Source organism: Olivibacter sp. EAT-5, assembly GCF_044784325.1.
Lineage (GTDB): Bacteria > Bacteroidota > Bacteroidia > Sphingobacteriales > Sphingobacteriaceae > Olivibacter > Olivibacter oleidegradans.
On sequence record NZ_CP173028.1, the window covers coordinates 4,078,369 to 4,102,309 of the forward strand.

Consider the following 23,941-nt stretch of genomic DNA (forward strand, 5'->3'; position numbering starts at 1 on the left):
TCATCGCCAAATGTCTTGCAATTTAAAGGTTTTATCGAGCCTTAATCCTTTTTCTGTTTGTTTAAGTGTACAGCATTCAATCAACGGATCGTGTTCTAAAAACAGAATATAGTTATTTACAAAGGCTTCTTCTAGTATCGTTTTTTTCTCTTCCAGTGTTTTTAAGGGAAACATGTCATATGACATGATATAAGGCAACGGAATATGTCCAATGGAAGGCAATAAATCAGCCATATAGAGAATGGTTTTTCCATTATAGCTAATTTGTGGTAACATCATGGCTTCCGTATGGCCATAGGTGAATCGAATTTGGATTTCTTTTGTGAAAAAAGTTTTTTCATTTTCTTCGATAAATTGTAGTTTGCCGCTGTCCTGAAGAGGCAAAATATTTTCCTTTAAAAACGACGCTCGTTCTCTATCGTTGGGATAAATTGCCCATTGCCAGTGTTTTTGGTTTGTCCAGTAAGTAGCGTTTTCAAAGGCCGGGATTAATCTATCAGCTCGTCTTTCGACAGCGCCTCCGACATGATCAAAATGAAGATGAGTTAGCAGTACGTCGGTAATATCACTTTTTTGAAATCCGTATTTTGCCAATGAGTCATCGAGTTTGCTCCCATGCGGTTGATAATGACCAAAGAACTTGGCATCTTGCTTATCACCTAAACCTGTATCTATCAAGATTAACCGGTCACCGGTTTCTATCAATAAAAGTCGAGCAGCCCAAGTACACAAATTGTTTTCATCCGGTGGATTAGTACGTTGCCATATACTTTTCGGTACTACTCCGAACATAGCTCCACCATCCAATTTAAATAGTCTGGCTTCGATGGTATATAGATTCATGATCTTTCAACTTGTTTCTTTAATTGCTGAATATAATAAAAAAAATTAAATGAAAAGTTAAAAGCATGTTTTGGTGTATTTGGTTCATATGGCATTATTTGTTTTAATGACATTTATTGTTGTATAATTTTTAGGATTTATTAAATACATTGTTTGTTTAGCTGATATTTTTAATAAAATGATAAAAAAAATAAATAGGTGTTCTTTTTGTATAAGTGCTTATGTATTAAGGAGCTATAGTACTTGAATTGAAAGTGTATTTTGTACAATGTGTTGATTATTAGCTATTTTTGAATTTTTTTAATCTTTTTTAATGCTTAGTTTTGACCTGGAATTTCAACAAAACAAATTTATATGAACTCTACTATTTCTGAACCACTAGATTTAGGGAATCAAAAATTTTATCCGAAAGGAAAAATATTTTATCAATTATCTGTTCCTGCTTTAGTTGAACATGCTATATTGAATCGCGAAGGTGTGCTGACAGAATGCGGTGCTCTGGTTGCGGACACGGGGAAATTTACAGGTAGATCACCTAAAGACCGTTACATTGTGCATGATGATAAAACGAAGAGCACCGTTTGGTGGGGAGATATCAATCAACCGTTGGAGGCGAAGTATTACGGGCAGTTATTAACTAAAATGATGCATTATATGAAGGACATCGACCTTTACGTGCGCGACGGATATGTCTGCGCAGAGAAAAACCATCGTTTAACACTGCGAGTGATTACGGAGTCGGCTTACCAGAATATTTTTGCTCACCATTTGTTTATGCGGCCATCTCGAAATGAACCATTATCATCCATTAACTGGACCATCTTGGCAATTCCCGGTTTTGAAGCAATTCCACTGGTGGATGGTGTAAGAAGTGCGAATTTTGTTATTATTAATTTTACGGAGCAAGTGGTGCTCATCGGTGGAACAGGTTATACCGGAGAAATTAAAAAAAGTATCTTTTCAGTCCTAAATTATTTGCTGCCAACAGAAAAGGGTATTTTGTCTATGCATTGTTCGGCAAATGTAGGTAAGGAAAGAGGCGACACTGCCTTGTTTTTTGGTTTATCAGGAACCGGTAAAACAACCTTGTCTGCTGATGAGGCGCGAATGTTAGTCGGAGATGATGAACATGGATGGAGTGAAGAGGGGGTGTTCAACTTTGAGGGTGGCTGTTATGCCAAATGTGTTGGACTTGCCGAAGAAAAAGAACCACAAATTTTTAATGCCATAAGATTTGGCACATTGCTGGAGAATGTTTGCATGCTAGGGGAGTCGCGCATACCCGATTATAACAACATTAGCAAAACGGAAAATACGCGGGCGGCTTATCCGGTTCATTTTATTAAAGGGGCCGTTGAACCGGCAATAGCTGAACACCCAAAACATATATTCTTCCTCACGGCGGATGCCTTTGGCGTTTTGCCACCAATCTCGAAATTGAGCGTTGAGCAAGCGATGTATCACTTTATTTCCGGTTATACCGCTAAAGTGGCCGGTACTGAGTCTGGCATCATTGAACCAACCGCTACGTTTTCCGCCTGTTTTGGAAAGGCCTTTTTACCCCTACATCCTGCAAAATACGCAGCTATACTTGGCAAAAAACTAAAAACGCATCAAGTTCAAGTTTGGCTAGTTAATACGGGATGGATAGGAGGCGCCTATGGCGTCGGTAAACGTATTCCTTTGGTTCACACACGTAATTTGATTCAGGCAGCTCTACGGGGTGACTTGGATGAGGTTGATTACCAAACGCATTTGATTTTTGGACTTGCCTATCCAAGAAGCTGTCCGAATATACCGAGTGATATATTAAGCCCAAGAGACAGTTGGAGGGATAAGGAGGCTTATTTTGCTCAAGCCAATAAGTTAGCAGAAGCTTTTGCAGAAAATTTTAAACAGTATGAAGCAGAGATGGATATAAAGATTCTCGAAGCTGCCCCCAAGGTACAAATTGTTAGTTTATAAGAAAGTGGGGCGCTGTGTAATAGCGTCCCACCTTAACCTTACCTCTTGGAGAATGACTCGATGACGTTGGAGAGAGTTGCTGTTTAGCTTAATCGACCAGATCAAAGCCCCAATCAATACCCTTTAAGGTAGCAGGTATTCCCTTTTCCAACCAAACAGGTGCTGGTTTTCCTTTCAGGAAATGATCAAAAAACTGTTGTTCTCTGATTTGAATATCCTTTCTGTTTTGTCTTTTAACCAAATTATGTTCTTCTCCGTTATAATTAAGTAGCCAAACCGGTTTATTGAGACGGCGAAGCGCAGTGAACATTTCTATTCCCTGATACCATGGAACGGCACCGTCGTTATCATTAGCCATAATTACAACGGGGGTTTTAACGGCCTTAAGATGAAAGAGTGGCGAATTTTCTATGTAGAGATCATAACCCTCCCACAAATCTTTTCCTATGCGACTTTGCGTTTTTTCGTATTGAAATTGCCTGTTAAGGCCAGTAGACCATCGGATACCCCCATAAGCGGACGTCATATTAACTACAGGAGCGCCTGCCCAAGCTGCAGCGTACATATCGGTGCGTGTAATCAAATGCGCTACCTGATAACCACCCCAACTTTGTCCTTGTATTCCCAAATGCTTTTCATCTACCCAGGAGAATTTAGCCAGTTCTTTGACGCCGGAGTTAATATACTCCTCGGCGGATTTTCCGGGATGCCCAATTTCATAGCTAATATCCGGAGCAAACACTAGATACCCATTGCTCACAAAATAGCTTATATTTAGCCGTGAAGGAGTCGGAGCTGGAGGGATGTAGGTGTGTAAACCATCTGATAATTTCTCATAGAAATAGGTAATCATTGGGTATTTTTTCGCTTCGCTGAAATCTTCCGGTTTATATAGAATGCCGGTCGCTTCATGCCCCCCAGGCGTTGTCCACTTTACCAATTCGGCAGTGCCCCAATTGTATTGTTTTTGTTGCAGATTGATTGCACTTAACTTCGTTTCATTTTTAAATAGCGAAGCGGTCGCGTATAGATCGGGCGACTCTTCGTAATTTTCCTTCGTATAGATAATCAGTTTTTTATCGGTAGCCGCCAATATATTTTTATATGTGTAAGGAGCCATAATGAGCTCTTTTGGATCCCTTTTGTTGCGAGGGTTAGTTTCAAACCAGCCTCCATTTTTATTGATGTGATTGAAGGCACTTACCAAGAACGCTTCCTTTGTATTGATGATAATAGATTTATCGTGTTTTCTTGCTCCGGTTTTTGGAACAATATCTTCATATCTAAACGTAGTTTTCGTGCTTCTTCCTGCACCATTTGTCAATAGTCGTCTATCATCTCCCTGCGGATCGAAGCTCCAGATGTCATACTTATCGTAAATCAATACCTCTTTATCTTCTGCTGTCCAGCCGGCGATACCATAAGGTCGGGCAAAAGTAGGTGAGTCATTATCTTCGTCTGCAAAGCTTACCGGTAAATCGGTATTCAATATCTTCAAAAAACGCGTACCCACATCGTATGCGTTCCATTGCTGGGTGGCCATATCGTACCAAACGACATATTTTCCCAGCGGCGATAAATGGGCTTGTCCGTATATATCGGATGCGATTTTTACCTTGCTTCCGTCTACTGTAGAGATTAAATAAAAATCCTGCTTCGTATTGCCCTCCCATTGCGCAGCAATCCTTTTTCCGGCGTTGGTACTTCCAAAGGCATAAATATTGTCGGCGTCATCCGTTAAATCTATATCGGGGATGTCTAAAGACGCAAGGGGTATTACAATATTGTTTCTTTTTGGATAGATTACACTCAAATAGCTTTTAGCTAAATCTTTCTTTAGATTTACCAATTGCTGCGGTTGCAGGTAATCATCTTTCCAGTTCCAAATGTCCACGTTGGCTACTTCAAAATCGACAATTGTGGTATCTTTTACTCGGGGGATTGGCGCAATACCAAAGAAGAGCTTCTCGCCGTTATTGCTAAAGCGTAAATTGCCATCTCCGCTGACATTCCAGTTGGTGGGCATCCCAGCACTATTGATACTGGCAATTACATTGGCAGTATCCCGCTCAGATGTGTAATAATAAAGACTGTATGGTTTCTGAAGCGCTTTTTCAGGACTTTTTTCTGCAGCAAAGGCTAGTTGCGTACCGCTTTGGTCAAAGGTTATTTGCCGATAAGTCCCCCGTCCTTTGCTTATTTGTTTGAGCTTTTTCTCTTTGATCTCGTAAAGAAATAGACCGGCATTATTTACCGGAGCTTCTTTTTTTTCTGATCGAACAAAAACTAAGAAATTAGCAATGTTATCAAAAAAATAATCAGTTACTTGTTCAAAAATTTCTTCCTGCCCGGTAACCATGTTGCGCAAATGCAATATTCCTGCTTCGTCAGCCTTTTTGTCTTTGCTTTTATTGTCTTTCTCTGCGCTATCTGCTTTTAAAGCTTCTTTTTCTTCCAAATACGCTATATATTCAGATGACTCATCCGCTAATTTAAAAGATTTCACATTACCGGTTTTGTAGATGCTTTTGTCAAGAAGGGAGATAATTGCCAACGAATCTTTAGGCATTTCTTTTTCCTTTTTCTTCTTTATTTTAGCTTGTCTCGTTTCGGCAAACGATGGTTTGATCGCTGCAACCGCATATTGCGAATTATTAGTGAATACCCCATTTTCGCCCCTTGGCACATTCAAAATTACTTCTCCTGATGGGGTTGTGATAAAAAGATGAGCATCTCCTTCTTGAGGAGTAACACTATATAAGACATACTGTCCGTCAAGGCTTACTTTTGGTGATTTTATACTTTGCCAGCTATCATAGACACTATGGTCTAACGGTCTTTTCTGGGCGAATGAGCAAAGACAGATAAAGTTTAGGATAATTGTTAAATACACTCTATACACCATGTTGGATTGATTTGTCGGTAAATATCCGAAAAATATAAAATTCCATCGAGAAATCACCATTATTTTACATTGCCGATGATCGTATTAGTTTATTAACAAAGGCTTAGCTGATGTCTAATCCCTGTCATTTTCCGTTCGCCTTGGGCAATCGGTTTTTTATTTTATGGGGGATTCGCGATATTTGATGAAATATTTATTTTAATGATATGATAACTGTTACAGATAAGGCAAAAGATAGGATCAATGAGATTCTTCGTGAGGAAAAGTATGATGCATCATATTTTGTGCGGGTTGCTGTGGAAAGTGGTGGTTGTTCAGGACTTACCTATAAGCTTGATTTTGATAATGAGGAACGCACGGGCGATCAAGCTTTCGAGGATAAGGGCGTTAAAATTGTATTGGATATTAAGTCTTTTCTTTATCTGGCCGGTACAAAGTTGGACTATAGCGATGGGTTAACAGGTAAAGGTTTTAATTTTATTAATCCGAATGCCTCGCGCACCTGTGCTTGTGGTGAGAGCTTTTCAGTCTAATTGATAATATATTTTCTTATATTAAACCTGCTTCATGCATATTCCAAATCGGCGAAGCAGTTCTCAATTTGCTTACAGTGCTTCGTACAGAGTCGATCGTATAATCGATCTGTTGTTTTGTTGTGAATCTTCCCAAGCTGAAACGGAGAGCACTTTCCGCTTCTTCTTTCTTCAGTCCCATGGACAGGAGTACATGAGAAGGTTCTCTACTTCCGCTGGCACAAGCGGCGCCTGCCGACAATGCGAGCTGCGGTAGTTGCGCCATGATTTCGGTGCCTTTTATATAGCGAAAGCAGATATTAGAGACATGGGGCAACCGGTTCAAGCTATCACCATTTATTGATGTTTCCGGTAGTGTAAGCAAGGAAGTTTCCAAGTAATCCCGAAGTTGTTTTAATTTTTCAGATTCCTCTCTTTGGGTGCGGTCTGCCATTTCGGCTGCGGCACCCAATCCAACGATGCCTGGAACATTTAAGGTGCCCGCACGGAGATTGTTCTCCTGCTTTCCGCCCTGGAGAAGAGCCCCTACTTGGATCGGGTTATTTCGCCGCTTAATATACAAAGCCCCGACCCCTTTAGGGCCGTAGATTTTGTGTGCACTTAGTGCCAACATATCTATACCTTGATCCACAACGTTAACCGGCACTTTGCCCACTGCTTGCGTGGCGTCGCAAAAAAATAGAATGTTATGTTTTCTTGCAATGGTACCAATCTGTTCTATCGGGTGAATTACGCCTGTTTCATTGTTTGCAAACATTAGGCATATTAAGATCGTATCTCGTCTTATGGCTTGATGCAGCTCATCTATTGAAATGTTACCAAGATGATCGGTTTTCAACTTCGTAATTTCGGCACCTTGATTGCTTAAAAAAGTACAGGTATCTAAAACGGCAGGATGTTCCGTGGAACATGTAATAATATGCTTACCAATGTGTTGATAATAATATAAGATTCCCTTAAGCGCCTGATTAATTGCTTCCGTAGCGCCCGATGTGAAAACGATTTCTTTAGGAGATGCGTGGATCAGCTTTGCAACCTGTTCTCGGGCAATTTCAACCGCTTCGGCAGATCTTCTTCCTAGGCGATGATATATGCTGGAGGCATTCCCGTAGGTTTCACTGAAATAAGGCAGCATTAACTGTAGGACAGAGGGGTCAACCGGTGTGGTTGCGCAATAGTCAAGGTAGATGAAATCCGAGCTTATATTAAACATAAGTAAGGTACTGTAATCGAATATTCTTAAAACTTTTTTTATAAGGACTTGTATTGATAGAAGCTCTTTGATTTGTAGAGCAGATTTTCAATACGAGCGCTTGCTAGTCTCAATAATGCTATTCAACGCTACATTGAAATCAATGCTAAACAAAGTTAACAAATTTTGATGGGTTTGATTGTACATGAATTTTACTTAGGTTTGCAGCAAATTTTTGAGATCTGCTTACCTACGCTGGCATTCTTCGTTAGAGCCATCATCTCTTGGGTAATCAAGCTATTATAATAAAATGAATAGAAGATCTAAGTATCTTACCTTTATTGTTGCCACCGTATCTGCCTTACTATCATGTGGTAAAAATTTCAATAAAAACGAAATTTTCCAATCGGAGGCTTTTGCACTGTATGGAGATCGAGTTGTCCAGGGTTCGTTTGAAGCGAAGGCGATATCTCCGACAGAACTGGTAAGTAACTACAAAAGCCTGTACTACGATACGCTTAGTCCGCGCATAAATTTTAAGTTTAGTATAAACGGAAAAGATAATGAGCTTCCTTCGGGGATTTATCATTCCGTTGTTGTTCTACCTGAAGAAACAGGAGAGAAGATTGTTTCAGTTAAATTTGGTAAACCCTATAAGGATGAAACGAGTATACCTCCACGAACCTACCTTGCTCCGGGGACAAAAGTGAAAATCAAGCTCGACCTAACGGAAATTTTTGCAGCATTTGAAAAAGAGGGATTTTATACAAATTTTAACGGGCTAAAAATTTATGAAGAAGATTTCAACCGCGTTTATGTTGCTGGCAATATCAAACCTCTTCTATGGGATTTTGATAATTTGGTCAATCATCCTGAATTGGAAATGAAAGACCATGACGGAGATCATATCTATGAAATCACTTTGACCTTTAACCACTCTAATAGAAAAAGTAATCAGAATACTTGGAAATTAACTCGAGATATCAGCTCATTTCCGATTTACTCATCGCCTTACCCACTGTTAGATGCGCTCCATAATATGGCGATAGAAGAGCTTCTGGAGAAAGTGCAAGGAGATAGCACTTTGCAACTGAAAAAGAAGGGGAGCACAAATAATTGGAATCATGTTAATTATAGCATCATTCTTTCATTGGCAGCAATTGCACCGGAACTGGCAAAGAAGAATTTAATGCAACAGATTCATGATGGGCAGTTAGCACAAAGTGAGGGAACGGGCGGTGCATACCCTATTTCAACAGACCGAGCTTTGTGGGTAATTGCGGCTTGGGAAGTTTACAAAGTCACCGGTGATATAAGCTGGTTGAAAAATTGCTATCGAATTGCAAAAAATATCGTTGAAGAAGACCGTTTGTTGGTTTTCGACGCCAATAGCGGACTTATGCACGGCGAGTCTAGTTTTTTAAACCAGCGCGAGCAGAGTTATCCGAAATGGATGCAACCGACCGATATTTATGAGTCTATGGCCATAAGCACGAATGCAATACACTACGGCGCTTTAAGTAGTCTTTCTGCTATGGCTAGACAGATGTCGAAAAACAAAGAGGGTAGTAAATATAAAATTTGGGCGGACAGCTTAAAAACCAATATAAATAGGCACCTTTGGATAGATGATAAATCGCGTTATGCACAATACCTGTATGGCAGCGTAAACAAACTCCCTTCGGAACGATCGGATGCATTAGGGAATGCCTTGGCTATTTTATTCAATGTTGCTGATGTTGAACGACAGAAAGTCCTGGTGGAAAATATGCCTATTCTGCCATTTGGGGCAGCTTGCATTTATCCGCAGACAACTTTTATCCCAACTTATCAGAATAATGCTATTTGGCCATTTGTACAAAGTTATGTCGCTATGGCTGCTGCGAAGATATACAATGAACAATCCGCCTTAGCCAGTTTAGCGGCTATATATAGAGCGGCAGCGATGTATCTTACGAATAAGGCAAACTTCAGAGCTGATAACGGGAATTATGAACCGACTTTAGCCAACGAGGACGGAGCCTTAAGTAGTCTAGCGGGAAATCTGGGATTGATCTATCAAGTCTTCTTCGGATTTCAATTTGAACCCGACGGACTTCGATTACGTCCGTATATACCTAAAAAGCTACGGGGAGAAAGAAAGCTAACAGGATTTAAATATCGGAATGCAAGCTTAGATATTACATTAAGTGGTTACGGTAATGTCATTACGTCTATCAAACTTGATGACGATGAATTAAAAGAAGCCTTTCTTCCAGGAAATATCAAAGGAAAACATAAGCTAACAATTGTATTGGGAGACAATCAAATACCGCAGGGAAAAATTCATACAACACCCAATTACTTTGCAATAGATATGCCTGCCCTTCGTTATGATAACGGTAGGCTAAAATGGCGTATCGTTGAAGATGCTGTCAATTATAAAGTGCTCAAAAACGGAAGAGTACAAACATTAATTGATCAAAACGAGATTAACATCAACCAAAACGAGTTTGCAGAATATCAAATAATCGCAGTCGATTCCGCAGGTGTTGAATCATTTGCAAGCGCTCCCTATACCGTATATTCACCTGAAGCAGCACAAATAATTGAAATAGAAAGTTTTGGAAAAATATCAAAAGAAAAAAAGGTAAAGGGATATTCGGGTAAAGGCTTCATCGATTTGGCGCTCCCTGCAAACGATTCGTTAACCTTTATCGTTAATGTTGCGGATACCGGCCTTTACGCTATTGACTTTCGTTATGCGAATGGAAATGGAGACATAGGAACAGGTGAAGCGTGTGCGCTAGCAAGTCTGGAGAGTGTAAAACAGTCGTTAGGAGGGGTGGTTTTCCCCCAAAGGGGAGGTGGAGAGTGGTCTGATTGGGGTTTTAGCAATAAAGTGATTGCCAGGTTAAATAAAGGAGAACAGCCGCTAAAACTTATTGTGCCAAGCAATGACGCTGCTAATGTTAAAAGAATACATAAAAGAAGTGCATTCATTGACTATATTAGAGTAATAAAAACAAAGTAGTATTTTGGAAGCAAGGAAGGGTATTATTTACAAAATCAACCAATGGCGTATTCAAAAAATTTCCAATCGGAATTTTTTGGTGATTTTAGCGGTCGTTGTCGGCCTAATTGGTGGTTTAGCCGCCTCTGGTTTGAAAGCGCTCACTCACGGAATTGCTGCATTTCTACAGAATGATGTACAGTCGGAATATAAATACTATCTATACCTGTTTTTCCCCCTCATTGGGATATTACTAACCGTTATTTACGTTCGTCGCTTTATTCGTAGAGGAAAATTTGAGCATGGCATTACACCGATCCTGTATGCCATTTCCAGAAAATCGAGTCGGATTGAAAACCATAATGTGTACTCTCAAATCATCACATCTGCTCTTACCGTGGGATTTGGCGGATCGGCAGGATTGGAGGCTCCTATTGCTTATAGTGGTTCGGCCATTGGATCCAATGTTGCACGGTTTTTTGGACTTAATTATCGTGAAGTAACGATGTTGTTGGCCTGCGGTGCTGCAGCAGGTATAGCCGGGGCTTTTAACAGTCCTGTTGCAGGTATGGTGTTCGCAATAGAAATTCTATTGCCTGAGTTTTCAATTCCCGCCTTTATCCCCTTACTTATGGCTGCCGCAACAGCATCGGTAGTATCGAGAGTGTTATATAGTGAGCCATTATTTTACTTGGTATCCGATGAGTGGGTTCTGCCTGCCTTATTTTTTTATGTAGTTTTAGGCGGGCTGGTTGGATTGTTTTCCATTTATTTTACCAAAGTTGATGGTTGGGTTAAAACTTGGTTCTCCGCTGTAAAGAATCCCTATCATAAAGTTTGGTTGGGAGGACTTAGTTTAGGGGTGTTAATATTTGTCTTCCCCGCTTTATATGGAGAAGGATACATCGCCATTCAGCAGCTTTTACTTGGTAAAGCCAATTCATTGCTGGCCAACAGTATCTTTTCTGATTATAAGCATGTGGGCTGGATGGTAATTGTTTATAGTCTTATAACTGTTTTTGCTAAATCTTTCGGTACACTTATTACGCTAAATAGTGGAGGAAATGGCGGAACTTTTGGACCTAGTTTGGTTATGGGAGGACTTCTGGGTTTTGTTTTTGCCCACGGTATCAATCTTACGGGGTTAACTTATCTTACAGAGGCCAATTTTATTGTTGCCGGTATGGCCGCCGCCTTAAGTGGCATTATGCATGCACCGTTGACGGCTATCTTCTTGATCGCTGAAATAACGGGAGGCTATACATTAATGGTACCTCTTATGATTGTATCGGCTATTTCTTATTTTATTAATCGTGCCACAGTTAAGTATTCGATCTATACAAAAAATTTAGCCATACACGGTGATTGGCTTTCTCATGAAGATAAAGATAAAACGGTTTTGAGAATGATGAAACTACGCTATGTCTTGGAAACGAACTTCACTGTATTACATCCCGATGAAAAACCGGTAGATCGGCGGTCAGATATCATTCATACCAAAAGAAATATTTTTCCTGTAGTAGATGAAAATCGGAAATTACTGGGCGTCATATACAGCGAACGCTTATTTAGCATCCTGATGGGAGAGGAGGTAACGGATAAAACGATGAAAGAGCTGGCTCAAGCTCCTCTAGATGTGGTAAGAATGAACGCCAATATGTATGATGTTATGAGGAAAATGGACCGGGAGGATATTTGGATCCTACCTGTCTTGGATGATAATGATCGTTATATGGGATTTGTTTCTAAATCTGCTATTTTTAATAAGTACAGAGCTTTGCTGGTGAGGCAAGGAGCCTATTTAGATTAGCCCTTTAAGTCTTTCTACGATCCCGTTTAACAAATATTAACCTTAATTGTCATCCCAATAACTTACTTTTGCTGTTAGGTGACACAAGAAATTTTATAATGAACAAGTTATTTTTAGCGATACTGCTTCCAATATTCGTTTCATGTGGTATTAATCAACAGGCCAAGCAAATTAAGGCTTTGGAAAAATGTAAATATGAAGTGAAAAGCGTAGATAGTGTCTTTCTGGCAGGTGCAGATATAGTTAAAATGCTTCAGTCGGGAAATATTGATACCCGCAGTATGGGCGGCGTGGCGATGGGTATGTTACGGAAAGAAATACCTTTGAAGGGAATATTGCATTTGAAAATCACTAATCCTACCACTAATTTAGCCGGGATTAATCAGTTTCAATATCAACTCCTTATGAAGGACAAAGAATTAGCTACCGGACTGGTTAATCAACAAATAAAAGTGAAACCCGGTGAATCAGTGGAGGTTCCGGTTTTAATTGATGCCAATGTTTATGGCTTGCTTTCCAACGGATCGGTATTGCAGGAAATATCAGATTTCATTTCAGGGAAAAATGCCAAGCAAGAAAGCGTGTTAACCATAAAATTAAAACCAACTATTGCTATTGGGAATAAAACAATAAATTATCCCGGTTGGATAACGTTCGATAGAAAAGTTACCCGCAGCTTGTTGTTGTAGTTTTTTTCGGAAAAGACGAGATGCCTGACTTACGCTGTATATATGAAAAAGAAATCGCCTCAGATCACTTCGCACCATCTTTCTGAAGATGATTCTAGAGAATTTATTGTTTTTCATATCAATAAACGCCTGTTAAGTTCAAAGGAGTTTAAGCCTTATGATATTTTTAATCCTTTTAAGTCTGATTTCTTTGCTGTATTAATGGTCCATGAAGGATCTATAGATATTAATTTGAACTTGCAGCACTTTCGATTGGAAAAAAACAATCTGTTGGCATTTGCTCCCAATATGATCAAACGGTTGATTTCTATTAGTGATGACTGCAAATTTTATGCTATTCTGTATAAATCGTCTTTTTTGGTTAATGCAAATATTAGAGAGTTCCATCAGGATGTATACGACCTATCCGTTTCAGGTATGCCCTTATATAACCTGGCATTACATGAGATCAAAATCCTAAATAACTTAATTGAAGTTATGTTATTGCGCAATCATGCGGAAGATGCGAATATGAACGATGCCGTCGTGAAGCACAGTTTTTTAACCTTTATGTATGAGTATGCTTTTTTGTACAGGAAATACATAAGAGAGAAGAACCGAAAGGTGTCACGAAAGGAAGACATTATGCTTCGCTTTACCAAGTTGGTAGCCGATAACTTTAAGGAAGAACGAAGTGTTGATTTTTATGCAAAAAAGCTTTTTATAACACCCAAGTACCTATCGGAAGTTACTAAAGATGTTTCGGGCAAAACTGCCAGCGCTATTATCGCGGAAATGGTAATCATGGAAGCGAAGAGCTTATTGAGCATACCCTCTCTAACTGTCATAGAAGTAGCTGATTTTCTGAATTTCAGTGATATGTCTTTTTTCGGAAAATATTTTAAAAGGTACACAGGTGTCAATCCAACAAGCTACAGGAAGACGATCGCTTAATGTAGAATACTCATGTTAATGTCAAATTTGTTGGTAACGCAACGATTATTTTTGTTGATAACTTTTTCCTATCTCTATACTCTTTATCTTAGTCTTTTATATTGCTTTGGTCTGTAATTGGTTGAAAATAAGCGAATAATAGTGTGTATTATATTAACGTTTAAGGAATATTTCGTTGATATAAAATAAATTTTTATGCAGTTTCGAAGATTTTGTTAATTTTATATTAACAAAACAATGTACATAACCTAATCTTACAGCGAAATAAAATACAGAATTTTAGACGTGTTGCTGTATGAAGAATAGCTGTAAAATGTTGGTTTAACCTAAAAATAGGCAGGATTTTTAAATAAATTTCATCTTTAAGATTGAGATGAGAGCAGATTTTATACAGAAAAAATGACCAATTTTGGCGACATATGTACCTTTTTTAAATTTAATATTGAATTGATATTTGTGGCGTTATTAGTTGACATACAAACGATTTTTATAATAGATGAATCAGGTGAAAAATAATGATGATTTAGCCATATTCCACCTCGATAACCTGAGTAAGTTGTTGCGAAACAAAGCCAATCAATATTTGTCAGCTCAAGGAATCGAAGTGAGGATAGAACAGCTGCCTGTTTTGTTTAGTATACCGGAGGAGGGGCTTCCGCAGCAGCAAATTGCAGATGAGATCGGGAGAGATAAATCGTCGGTACTTCGGACTATTTCCAATTTAGAAAAGGAAGATTTGGTCCGAGTAACTACAGATGTAGCTGATAAAAGAAAAAATTGCGTCATGCTTACACCCAAGGGGCGTGCTTTGGCAAGACTTATCAAAGACAAAATAGTGAATCTTGAAAAAGTTTTGTTCAATAGCTTGAAGAGCCCGGAGCATGATCGATTTATGCAGGTAATTAAATCGATTGGGAATAACCTGCAAAATATACATATAATATAACTGTGTTAAAAAGTAGATGAACCCTCGGGTTTTAAATTTTCAATTAAATGAGCAGAAATTTTGACAAGCGTATAGCAGATTTTAAAGATGCGGCGGTGATAAAAGAGAAAGGCCTCTATCCTTATTTCAGACCGATCGAGTCTGGACAGGACACGGAAGTCGTCATCAACGGGAAGAAAGTACTCATGTTTGGCTCAAATTCTTATTTGGGATTAACCAACCACCCAAAAATTATTGAAGCTGCTCAAAAGGCTACCGCAAAATATGGCACGGGCTGTGCCGGCTCACGTTTTTTGAACGGAACGCTTGATATTCATGAGGAATTAGAAGCGAAACTTGCTGCTTACGTAGGTAAAGAAGGGGCTGTTTTATTTAGTACTGGATTTCAGGCTAATCTTGGCGCTCTTTCGTGTTTAACCGGAAGAAACGATTATTTGATTTTAGATGATTGTAATCATGCCTCTATTATAGATGGAAGCCGTTTATCATTCTCTAAAGTTATTAAGTATAAACATAATAACATGTCCGATTTACGCAATAAATTAAGCCAATTACCTGAAGAGGCTGTTAAATTAATTGCTGTTGACGGTGTGTTTAGTATGGAGGGCGATTTCGTCAAGCTTCCCGAATTGATTTCCATTGCAAAAGAATTCGATGCAGCAGTAATGGTAGATGATGCACATGGTTTAGGCGTAATCGGTGAAGCGGGCGCCGGAACGGCTTCGCATTTTGGCCTGACAGATGATGTCGATGTCATTATGGGAACTTTCAGTAAGTCGCTAGCGTCATTAGGTGGTTTTTTAGCAAGTGATGCGAACACGATAGAGTATTTGAAGCATCGAGCACGGTCCTTAATGTTTAGTGCTAGTATGACACCAGCGTCAGCAGCCAGTGTTTTAGCAGCTCTTGAAATCATTCAATCCGAACCCGAACATATTGAGAACCTTTGGAAAAATACCGAATATGCCAAAAGACAATTGTTGGAAAACGGGTTTGACTTGGGGAAAACAGAAAGTCCCATTCTACCGGTTTACATTCGTGACAATGATGCTACATTCTTAATAACGAAAAAATTGCAGGAAGCAGGTGTTTTTGTTAATCCTGTAGTATCTCCTGCCGTGGCTTCACAAGACTCTTTGATTCGATTTTCCTTGATGGCTTCACATACCTTCAACCAAATCGATGAGGCAGTTAGCAAGTTAACAAAGGCATATCGTGAGACTTTAACCAGCGAGTTCGTTAAAATAGCATAAAACCAAAAAGATAGGTATAGCATTTATTTTACATGAAGGTAGTTAACGTTTCGTCCAAGAGTCAATTAAAATCCTTTATAGATTTTCCTCACGATTTATACAAGAATGACAAGAACTATGTGCCGGAACTGTTTATCGCCCAGCGTGACATGCTCACGCCGGGGAAACACCCATTTCATGATCATTCATTTATCCAATTGTTCTTGGCTTACGAAGGTGAGCGAATTGTAGGGCGGATTGCTGCCATTTATAATACAAATCATAACGCCTTTACACAAGCGAATGATGGCTTCTTTGGTTTTTTTGATGCCATAGATGATCAGGTTGTTGTAGACACCCTGTTATCACACAGTATCGCTTGGCTTAAAGAAAAGGGAGCTAACCGGTTAATTGGGCCGATAAACTTATCAACCAACGACTCTTGTGGACTTTTGGTGCAAGGGTTTGATCGACCACCGGTGGCTATGATGCCTTATAATAAGTCATACTACGAAAAGTTATTACTGGCATCTGGCTTGAAAAAGTTTACGGACTTATTAGCTTATCTTGTTATTCGGAATAATTTGAACGACCGATCTGTGCGATTGCTGGGTGCGTTGGAAAACCGATTGAAAAGAAGCGATATAAAGATCAGACAGATTGACAAGAAAAATCTGAAGCGAGAAATTCCTAAGATTAAAGCGCTTTATAATAGTGCTTGGGATAAGAACCTCGGCTTTGTGCCTATGACTGATGAAGAGTTCAACTTTTTAGCAAAAGATTTGTCATTAATTCTAGACCCCAAATATTGCATTATTGCGGAGCAGGGAGATAAAATGGTAGGATTTGCGCTAGGCATTCCGGATATCAACCAAATATTGATTAAGATAAAACGTGGCCGGCTTTTTCCCACAGGAATTTTTAAATTATTATTTGGGCTGAAAAAGGTAACAGGTGTACGTGTATTATTACTGGGTGTTATCGACGGCTATCGCAAAATGGGTATTGAAGCTTGCCTATACGGAACATTAATCAAGAACGCCGAAGGTACGAAAGTTGAGTACGCCGAATGTTCCTGGATGTTGGAAGACAATTACCTAATGAATCATGCTATTGAGCAAATAAACGGTCAACAATACAAGCGATATCGCTTATTTGAAAAAGTAATTTAGCGTTGATTCTTTTATCATCTTTGATGGTAATTTATCTTTCTGCATAAGCTTGTTCTGATTTACAGAGATGTAGAAATAGTATTTTATTTTCTTGTTAAATAAGTGAATCTCTGTTGTGAAGGCTCCAATTTTTGACTTTTTGACCACAATAGTCTTAAATGAAATCCTTTATTTTGCAGTGTAAATTAGGTGTTACACATCTAAACTAATTGAATTAAGAAGTGAAAGTAAATATCGCAAAGATCCACAAAAAATATACCCGTTTTTGTTTATTGTTTTTTTTCGTGTTACTTGGCTGGCAGGTTCATGCGCAAACGACTATCGTACGCGGTGTGATAACTGATGCTGCAACAAAAGAAACACTTCCTTATGTAAGTATTTTAATACCTGGAACCACGATTGGAACTTCAGCTGACGATGAAGGCCATTTTAGTATCAAGATAGACGGTAATTATTCGAAACTTAGATTTGCGTATATAGGATACGTTACGGTAGAGAAAGATATTAAACCAGGAGAGGACCAAGTCGTAAATGTCCAGATGAAAGTGGATGCCAGAATGCTAAATGAAGTGGTTGTTACCGGCAAGAAAGGTAGGTATAGAAATAAAAATAATCCGGCAGTTGAACTGATAAGACAGGTAATCGCTCATAAGAAGGAGAATCAAATGGAAAATTATGATTTCGTTCAATTTGAGGAATACAGCAAACTATCAATGGCATTAAGTAATCTGTCTGATAAATTTAAAGAAAAACGTATATTTAGAAATTATCAATTTTTATTCGCAGAGCAAGATTCTAACGCCATTGGGGGGAAAAACGTGCTTCCTGCTTATATGGAAGAGAAATTGTCAAACATTTATTTCCGTAAAAATCCTTATAAGAAAAAGCGGTATATTCTTGCCGATAAGAAAGCAGAGTTCGACCCACATTTTATTGATAATGATGGGGTAAGTAATTATCTGCATCGATTGTACGAGGATATCAATATTTACGATAACGATATTTCTATCACAACCAATTTGTTTTTGAGTCCTATCGCAAATAATTCCCCTACTTTTTATAAGTTCTTTATCAGCGATACTGTAAAAACGGAAAAGCCATGGTTAGTCGAGTTGAGTTTCGTGCCCCGCAATAAAGCAGATATGTTGTTTGAAGGGAAATTATTTATCACGTTAGATGGTAATTATGCCGTACAGAATGCCTACCTGACGGTAAATAAAGATATCAATCTAAACTTTATGCGGGATTTACAGGCAAAACTTGAATATAGCAAAAATCCTGACGGTCGGTATCATTTAAGTAAAAGCACACTTACAATGGAATTCGCTTTGGGAGATAAAGGAGGTGGTATATTAGGGGAGCGAACTGTATCTTTTCAAAAATATTTAATCGGGCAGTCACAACCGGATAGTATTTACAAAGGCCCGGATGAAGAAATTGCCTATAATCCGGAGGTGAAAACTACAGAAGAGTATTGGAAAGGCGTACGCCATATGCCTCTTGAATTACGTGAAGTCGGTATATACAAGAATGTGGATACCCTTCAAACGATTAAGTCGTTTCGGCGTATTATGGATTGGGGAACCGTGCTATTAGCAGGGTATAAGTCATTTGGTAAGTTTGAAATGGGACCGGCAAGCACCTTTTATAGCTTTAATCCGGTGGAAGGGTTCCGTTTACGCTTGGGCGGTCGGACTACCACGGATCTTAGTAAAAGGATGTTCTTTGAAACTTACGGCGCTTACGGTTTCCGGGATAAAAAATGGAAATATTTTTTGAGTGCCACTTACTCACTTAATAACAAGTCGGTATATTCCTTTCCATTACATTATTTCAAAGCGAGCTATCAACACGATACCAAAATTCCGGGACAGGAGTTGCAATTTGTCCAGGAAGACAATTTCTTACTCTCATTCAAACGGGGTGATAATAATAGATGGCTTTATAATGATATTGCAAAGTTCGAATATGTACATGAGCTGCCAAGCAGATTTTCCTATAAAGTCGGCTTTACACATTGGCGTCAACGCCCCGCGGGCGTGTTGATTTATCAGCGCGAAGATGCTAATGGCAATCTAGTTAATGTGAATGAACTGACATCATCGGAAGTAAATGTCGAGCTTCGTTATGCTCCAAACGAACAATTCTATCAAGGTAAGGTTTATCGTATCCCTATATTCAATAAATATCCAATATTCACACTGCGATATAATATGGGCTTAAAGAACGTTTTCAATAGTACTAATGACTATCATAACTTTAGTGCCAATATCTTTAAACGAGTTTATTTATCGCAATTTGGTTATTCTGATGTCACATTGGAAGGTGGATATATTTTTGGTGAGAACATTCCTTTTCCGCTCTTAGCTATTCATCGGGCGAATCAGACGTATGCGTACCAATTGAATTCTTATAACTTAATGAATTTCCTTGAGTTTGTGAGTGATCATTATGCGGCTGTTAATGTACAGTATTATCTTAATGGTTTTATTTTCAATAAGATTCCGTTACTTAAGCGCTTGAAGTGGCGCGAGGTAGTCAGCTTTAAAGGGTTGTGGGGCGGTTTAAGAAATGAAAACAATCCGAACTATAACAATTCAGTGTATAAATTTTCAATGGATGAAAACGGCTTACCTATTACGTATACCTTAGGAAGTAAACCTTATATTGAAGGAAGTGTCGGCATCGCTAATATCTTTAAATTGGTTCGAGTCGATTTAATTAGAAGATTTACATATTTGGAAAACCCAAATGTTTCCGAATGGGGTATACGAGCGCGGGTTAAATTTGATTTTTAATCGTTTTACGACGCTTTTTTGTTTATTTTTGTCTATTCTTGTCGGCTCTTACACGAACCGATAAGTTATATTATCAAGCGAATTATCATGGCAAAGAATTATGTTTCTAACTCGCAGGAATCAGTAAGGATGTTTAAGAGCAACTTGCTTGAACCGCTAACAAAGGTGCATTTTACGGTGCCTTTGATATTATTTGTGCCGGTTATTGTTTATTTCTCTTGGAAAGCATTTGCGACTTATAATGTATCTATTGGATTTTACTTAGGATATTTTGCTATCGGCCTATTTGTTTGGACATTTACAGAGTATGTCATGCACCGCTTCGTTTTTCATTTGCCCCCTAAGGGAAAAATCATGGAACGGCTGCATTTCATCTTTCATGGTGTGCATCATGACTATCCGATGGATAAATTAAGATTGGTAATGCCACCATCCGTTAGTATTCCGCTTGCTTTGGCCCTATATTACTTGTTTACGTTGTTCTTTAGTAATATTCAGATGGCTGCGTTTTTTCCCGGGTTTATTGTCGGATATCTTTTTTATGATATTGGTCACTATGCCATGCATCATTATAATTTCAAAAGCGGCATTATGAAACGAATAAAACAGCACCACATGCTGCACCATTACCAGGATGCCGACAAAGGATATGGCGTAAGTTCTCCGTTATGGGATTTCATTTTCGGTTCTAATTTTGAAAAAAGAAAAAAGGCGAAATAGCTAAGCGACTTCCTGCAACTGTTAAAAACAGCCGTTCATGAATGCTTTTGAGCATTGTGTGATTGATATGAACTTATGAAAGGAAATAAAACGACTGATGACATGCTTGGAAAAAAGCATGATCAGGTGCAAGAAGAAAATCGAAAAAAAGCGAGTCTTTTTAAAGATAGAAAGCGTACTAACCTTCTAAGAAGTGTTGAGCAACGTGCGATCTCTTATTTAGTTACGAAGATCCCGAATTTTATAACACCTAATATACTGACTGGTATTGGGTTCCTTGGAGGGGTAATGGTTTTGGGAGGTTTTGTACTTGCAAGTTACCTCGATCGTTCTTATCTTTTATTAGGAGTTCTCGGTTTGTTCGTCAATTGGTTTGGAGATTCACTCGATGGCCGAATTGCTTATTATCGTAACATTCCGAGAAAATGGTATGGATTCTCGTTGGATATTATAATGGATTGGATCAATACCGTTATTATGGGGCTTGGTTTTATTATTTATTTAGGAGAAGGCTATGAGCTTTTATCCTATTTTTTCGTAGCCTTATATGGGTGGGCGATGATTATAACACAACTGCGCTATAAAATTACGGATAAATATACCATCGATGCAGGTACCGTTGGGCCCACGGAAATTAGAGGAATTATTAGCCTAATCTTTCTTTTGGAAGTGTTGTATGCAGGAGCTGTTAACGTGTTTTCGGCTCTCGTGGTTGTCATTTTATTTATTGTTAACCTCGTTGATACCAGAAAATTACTGCGTTTGGGTGATACCCGTGATATAGCAGAACGGGCGGTAAAAAGCACTTCCCCTAATGTTAAGGAAAAGTAGTCTCTGTACCTTTGCTAAGGCTCAGTTTTCGGCTTTTTTAGGTGGTTTGGTCGATTATGGAGCGATGATTTTATGTACGGAATTATTGTACATACATTATACTATTTCGATTGTTATTGGTGGGATAATAGGCGCTCTTGTTAATTTTACAGTCAACCGAAACTGGACATTTAGTGGAAAAGAAACAAGGGCAAGAAATGAGGGAATACTTATCCAACTGTTAAAGTTTGCTTCGATGGTAGGTGGAAGTATTCTGTTGAAATCATCCGGCACCTTTTTGGTTACCGAGATTGGGCAAATTGATTATAGGATGAGCCGGGTGTTAGTAGATATCTTAGTGTCGATTGGTTTTAACTACACATTGCAGCGTTATTGGATTTTTAAAAAAATGCCTCCTAATAACCAGATCAGATAAATGTCTTTATGAATATAAATATAGTTAAATCATTGTTTTATGCACTTCTTTTGGGTGTTGGGCTGGCAACATACTCGCCCAATACTTATGCTTCTACGGCAGCATATGAAGATACGCATGCTTATATCGATTCATTTCCTATACCTAAGGATGTGGAACATTTGCTGTTTTATATACAGCGGGACCCCAACACAAATACCATTTGTTATGCGTTAAATGTGGATAAAGGTGGTCGACTCGATTTAGGTAGCCCGATTCATGCTTTTTGGATCCGTTATCCGGAAGGGGGCATACGAAAGGAATTAAATTTTATTCAGCGAAAATTTGCTTACGGTATTAATACGAAAAAATTGAACGATGGTAGTTATGACGTTCGTTCCGTTGCATATAGCAAGTTACCACTGAAATTAAAGAAGGACGCAAAAGGAAGCTATCGTGTCTACGCAAATATTGATGGTAAGGAATCCGTACTTGAGAGAATATTTATCCGAATCGGTGATGGCGGAACTTTTTGGAAGCCTGACGTTAAATATATTGAGCTAAAAGGTATTGAGGTTAAAACCGGCAAACGTATACTTGAACGATTTAAACCCTAAATAGGAAGGCCCGGTATTCGGGCCTTCTGTTTTTTATCCTCTGATATTTCTTGAAATTCTTTCCGGGCGATCTTGGCCTCTAGAAGGCCTTTCACTCCTTGAGGGAGCGTTCGATCGCGGTTGTTCACTCCTCTGGATCCGTGGTTGCTCATTTCTTGGCATTCTGGAAGGACCACTTGGTCGTGTGTGCTGTTGTCTTTCAGAACGCCTTACACCTGGTGCATTGTCTCCGTTAGATCGGGCACTGCCGGCACTGCTTCTCACTCTTCCAGGTCGTTCTATGTTATTTGGCGCCTCTTGTATGCGCGAGCGATTTTCCCTTATCCGAGTTTCGCTACTAGGATTTCTTGACGGCCCAACGCTCGAACGATTTGGTCTTTCGGTCTTCTCATTTCCGTTAATATATGGACTTCTCTCTATACGACCCGATGCCCGATTTGCTATATTTCCGTTTCGACTAGATGGCCTAGTCGTTGATCCGCCCCTAAAGTTATCGGTCTTTCTATCATTCGATCTATTTGCACTCGACCGAATGTTGTCAGCGGAAGTTATCCTAGCTGGTCTTGCCTGATTGCTTCTACTTACATTTGGTCGATAGATTTCCAGCGACCGACCTGTTATTCTTCCTGACCCTGGTCTACTTGCGTTACTTATACGATGTACCGGTACAGAAGATCGCGTGATGCGTTGAATATCACTTCTTCTTGGACCGGAATAATATCGGTGATTATTATATACATAGGTATTGTTAATGATCGTTGTTCTGTTATAAACGTTTACAACGGTTCTTCTCGGGGCGTAATAGCGGTGTATGGAAGTACTTAAGATATAGCGTTGCGGAACAAAAATCCAGTATGAAGAGGGAATGTTAATGTTTATACCGATGCTTACACCGGGGCCTAAGGGAGCCCAGCCATAGTAACCACCTCCTGATCGCCAACTTACCCATGCGGGCCCCCATTCATAACCAGGTACCCAGCACCATCCAAATCGTCTATTATAGTTCCATCTTCCATAGTGAAATGGTGCCCAGCCCCAATCATAATTAGATACCCAGGTATTACCATAATCCGTCATTACCCATCTGCCGTTGGTTGCATAAGGTTGGAAATCGGGATCGACATTCGGTACCCATATATATCCGTAGTCAGGATCATCGATCCATTCTCCATAGGGCGAAAGTTCGTCGTAAAACTGCTGGAATGATACAGTTATTCCAGGTTGTGCATTTACTTTTTTACCAAAGCCAACAATAAATATAAAGCTAAGGGAAAAAAGTAATATGCGTATATTATTCAGTGTTTTCATCGTCTGCTTTTTTAACCTTACGAAATTATTTTCTTTAGTACTATGACAGAAAGTTTTCAGG

The 23,941-nt window shown here is 39.0% G+C and carries 18 protein-coding genes; 14 read left to right on the plus strand and 4 right to left on the minus strand.

The window, feature by feature from the left end; genetic code table 11:
• Window positions 1-843, minus strand: coding sequence for an MBL fold metallo-hydrolase (locus ACH11B_RS16830; protein WP_377609355.1), 843 nt, complete (start codon window positions 841-843; stop codon window positions 1-3).
• Between the two features lie 354 nt (window positions 844-1,197).
• Between ACH11B_RS16830 and pckA the strand changes: the two genes are divergently transcribed.
• Window positions 1,198-2,808, plus strand: a complete 1,611-nt coding sequence (pckA, locus tag ACH11B_RS16835) for a phosphoenolpyruvate carboxykinase (ATP) (protein ID WP_130857356.1) — start codon at window positions 1,198-1,200, stop codon at window positions 2,806-2,808.
• Window positions 2,809-2,896: 88 nt separating this feature from the next.
• Here the strand turns inward: pckA and ACH11B_RS16840 are convergent, their stop codons facing one another.
• Window positions 2,897-5,713 carry a prolyl oligopeptidase family serine peptidase gene (locus tag ACH11B_RS16840; RefSeq protein WP_130857357.1) on the minus strand — a complete coding sequence of 939 codons (2,817 nt, stop codon included), beginning with the start codon at window positions 5,711-5,713 and terminating at the stop codon, window positions 2,897-2,899.
• Between the two features lie 206 nt (window positions 5,714-5,919).
• Between ACH11B_RS16840 and ACH11B_RS16845 the strand changes: the two genes are divergently transcribed.
• Window positions 5,920-6,246, plus strand: a complete 327-nt coding sequence (locus ACH11B_RS16845) for an iron-sulfur cluster assembly accessory protein (RefSeq protein ID WP_013666284.1) — start codon at window positions 5,920-5,922, stop codon at window positions 6,244-6,246.
• 16 nt (window positions 6,247-6,262) lie between these two features.
• On the opposite strand, the gene ACH11B_RS16850 is transcribed toward ACH11B_RS16845, so the two are convergent.
• The gene (locus ACH11B_RS16850; protein ID WP_130857358.1) at window positions 6,263-7,459 is read right to left on the minus strand and encodes a cysteine desulfurase family protein; all 1,197 of its coding nucleotides are present in this window, start codon (window positions 7,457-7,459) and stop codon (window positions 6,263-6,265) included.
• A gap of 289 nt (window positions 7,460-7,748) precedes the next feature.
• Here ACH11B_RS16850 and ACH11B_RS16855 point away from each other — a divergent pair, with 289 nt between their 5' ends.
• From ACH11B_RS16855 to ACH11B_RS16910, 12 genes are all read left to right on the plus strand, one after another.
• Window positions 7,749-10,451, plus strand: coding sequence for an MGH1-like glycoside hydrolase domain-containing protein (locus ACH11B_RS16855; protein ID WP_377609352.1), 2,703 nt, complete (start codon window positions 7,749-7,751; stop codon window positions 10,449-10,451).
• 4 nt (window positions 10,452-10,455) lie between these two features.
• Window positions 10,456-12,240, plus strand: a complete 1,785-nt coding sequence (locus ACH11B_RS16860) for a chloride channel protein (RefSeq protein ID WP_013666288.1) — start codon at window positions 10,456-10,458, stop codon at window positions 12,238-12,240.
• Between the two features lie 98 nt (window positions 12,241-12,338).
• Window positions 12,339-12,929, plus strand: coding sequence for an LEA type 2 family protein (locus ACH11B_RS16865; protein ID WP_242627319.1), 591 nt, complete (start codon window positions 12,339-12,341; stop codon window positions 12,927-12,929).
• Window positions 12,930-12,971: 42 nt separating this feature from the next.
• Window positions 12,972-13,862, plus strand: a complete 891-nt coding sequence (locus tag ACH11B_RS16870) for a helix-turn-helix domain-containing protein (RefSeq protein ID WP_013666290.1) — start codon at window positions 12,972-12,974, stop codon at window positions 13,860-13,862.
• 496 nt (window positions 13,863-14,358) lie between these two features.
• Complete coding sequence (locus ACH11B_RS16875; protein WP_013666291.1) at window positions 14,359-14,808, plus strand: MarR family winged helix-turn-helix transcriptional regulator; 450 nt, start codon at window positions 14,359-14,361, stop codon at window positions 14,806-14,808.
• Between the two features lie 47 nt (window positions 14,809-14,855).
• Window positions 14,856-16,061 carry a serine palmitoyltransferase gene (spt, locus tag ACH11B_RS16880; RefSeq protein WP_013666292.1) on the plus strand — a complete coding sequence of 402 codons (1,206 nt, stop codon included), beginning with the start codon at window positions 14,856-14,858 and terminating at the stop codon, window positions 16,059-16,061.
• Between the two features lie 32 nt (window positions 16,062-16,093).
• Entirely contained in the window at window positions 16,094-17,212 is a 1,119-nt protein-coding gene (locus ACH11B_RS16885; protein WP_130857362.1) for a hypothetical protein, read from the plus strand.
• Between the two features lie 221 nt (window positions 17,213-17,433).
• Window positions 17,434-20,010 carry a DUF5686 and carboxypeptidase-like regulatory domain-containing protein gene (locus ACH11B_RS16890; protein ID WP_130857363.1) on the plus strand — a complete coding sequence of 859 codons (2,577 nt, stop codon included), beginning with the start codon at window positions 17,434-17,436 and terminating at the stop codon, window positions 20,008-20,010.
• An 87-nt stretch (window positions 20,011-20,097) separates the two neighbouring features.
• Window positions 20,098-20,730 carry a sterol desaturase family protein gene (locus ACH11B_RS16895; protein ID WP_013666295.1) on the plus strand — a complete coding sequence of 211 codons (633 nt, stop codon included), beginning with the start codon at window positions 20,098-20,100 and terminating at the stop codon, window positions 20,728-20,730.
• Window positions 20,731-20,805: 75 nt separating this feature from the next.
• Window positions 20,806-21,561 carry a CDP-alcohol phosphatidyltransferase family protein gene (locus ACH11B_RS16900; RefSeq protein WP_341273590.1) on the plus strand — a complete coding sequence of 252 codons (756 nt, stop codon included), beginning with the start codon at window positions 20,806-20,808 and terminating at the stop codon, window positions 21,559-21,561.
• The gene (locus ACH11B_RS16905) at window positions 21,545-21,976 is read left to right on the plus strand and encodes a GtrA family protein (RefSeq protein WP_130857364.1); all 432 of its coding nucleotides are present in this window, start codon (window positions 21,545-21,547) and stop codon (window positions 21,974-21,976) included. The genes ACH11B_RS16900 and ACH11B_RS16905 overlap by 17 nt, the downstream gene beginning before the upstream one ends.
• A gap of 8 nt (window positions 21,977-21,984) precedes the next feature.
• Window positions 21,985-22,572: a DUF4833 domain-containing protein gene (locus ACH11B_RS16910; protein ID WP_130857365.1), complete on the plus strand. Its 588-nt coding sequence runs from the start codon at window positions 21,985-21,987 to the stop codon at window positions 22,570-22,572.
• A gap of 33 nt (window positions 22,573-22,605) precedes the next feature.
• Here ACH11B_RS16910 and ACH11B_RS16915 read toward each other — a convergent pair whose 3' ends face one another.
• A complete protein-coding gene (locus ACH11B_RS16915) occupies window positions 22,606-23,880 on the minus strand; it encodes a DUF6600 domain-containing protein (protein WP_130857366.1) in 1,275 nt (424 codons plus the stop codon).
• Window positions 23,881-23,941 lie beyond the last annotated feature (61 nt).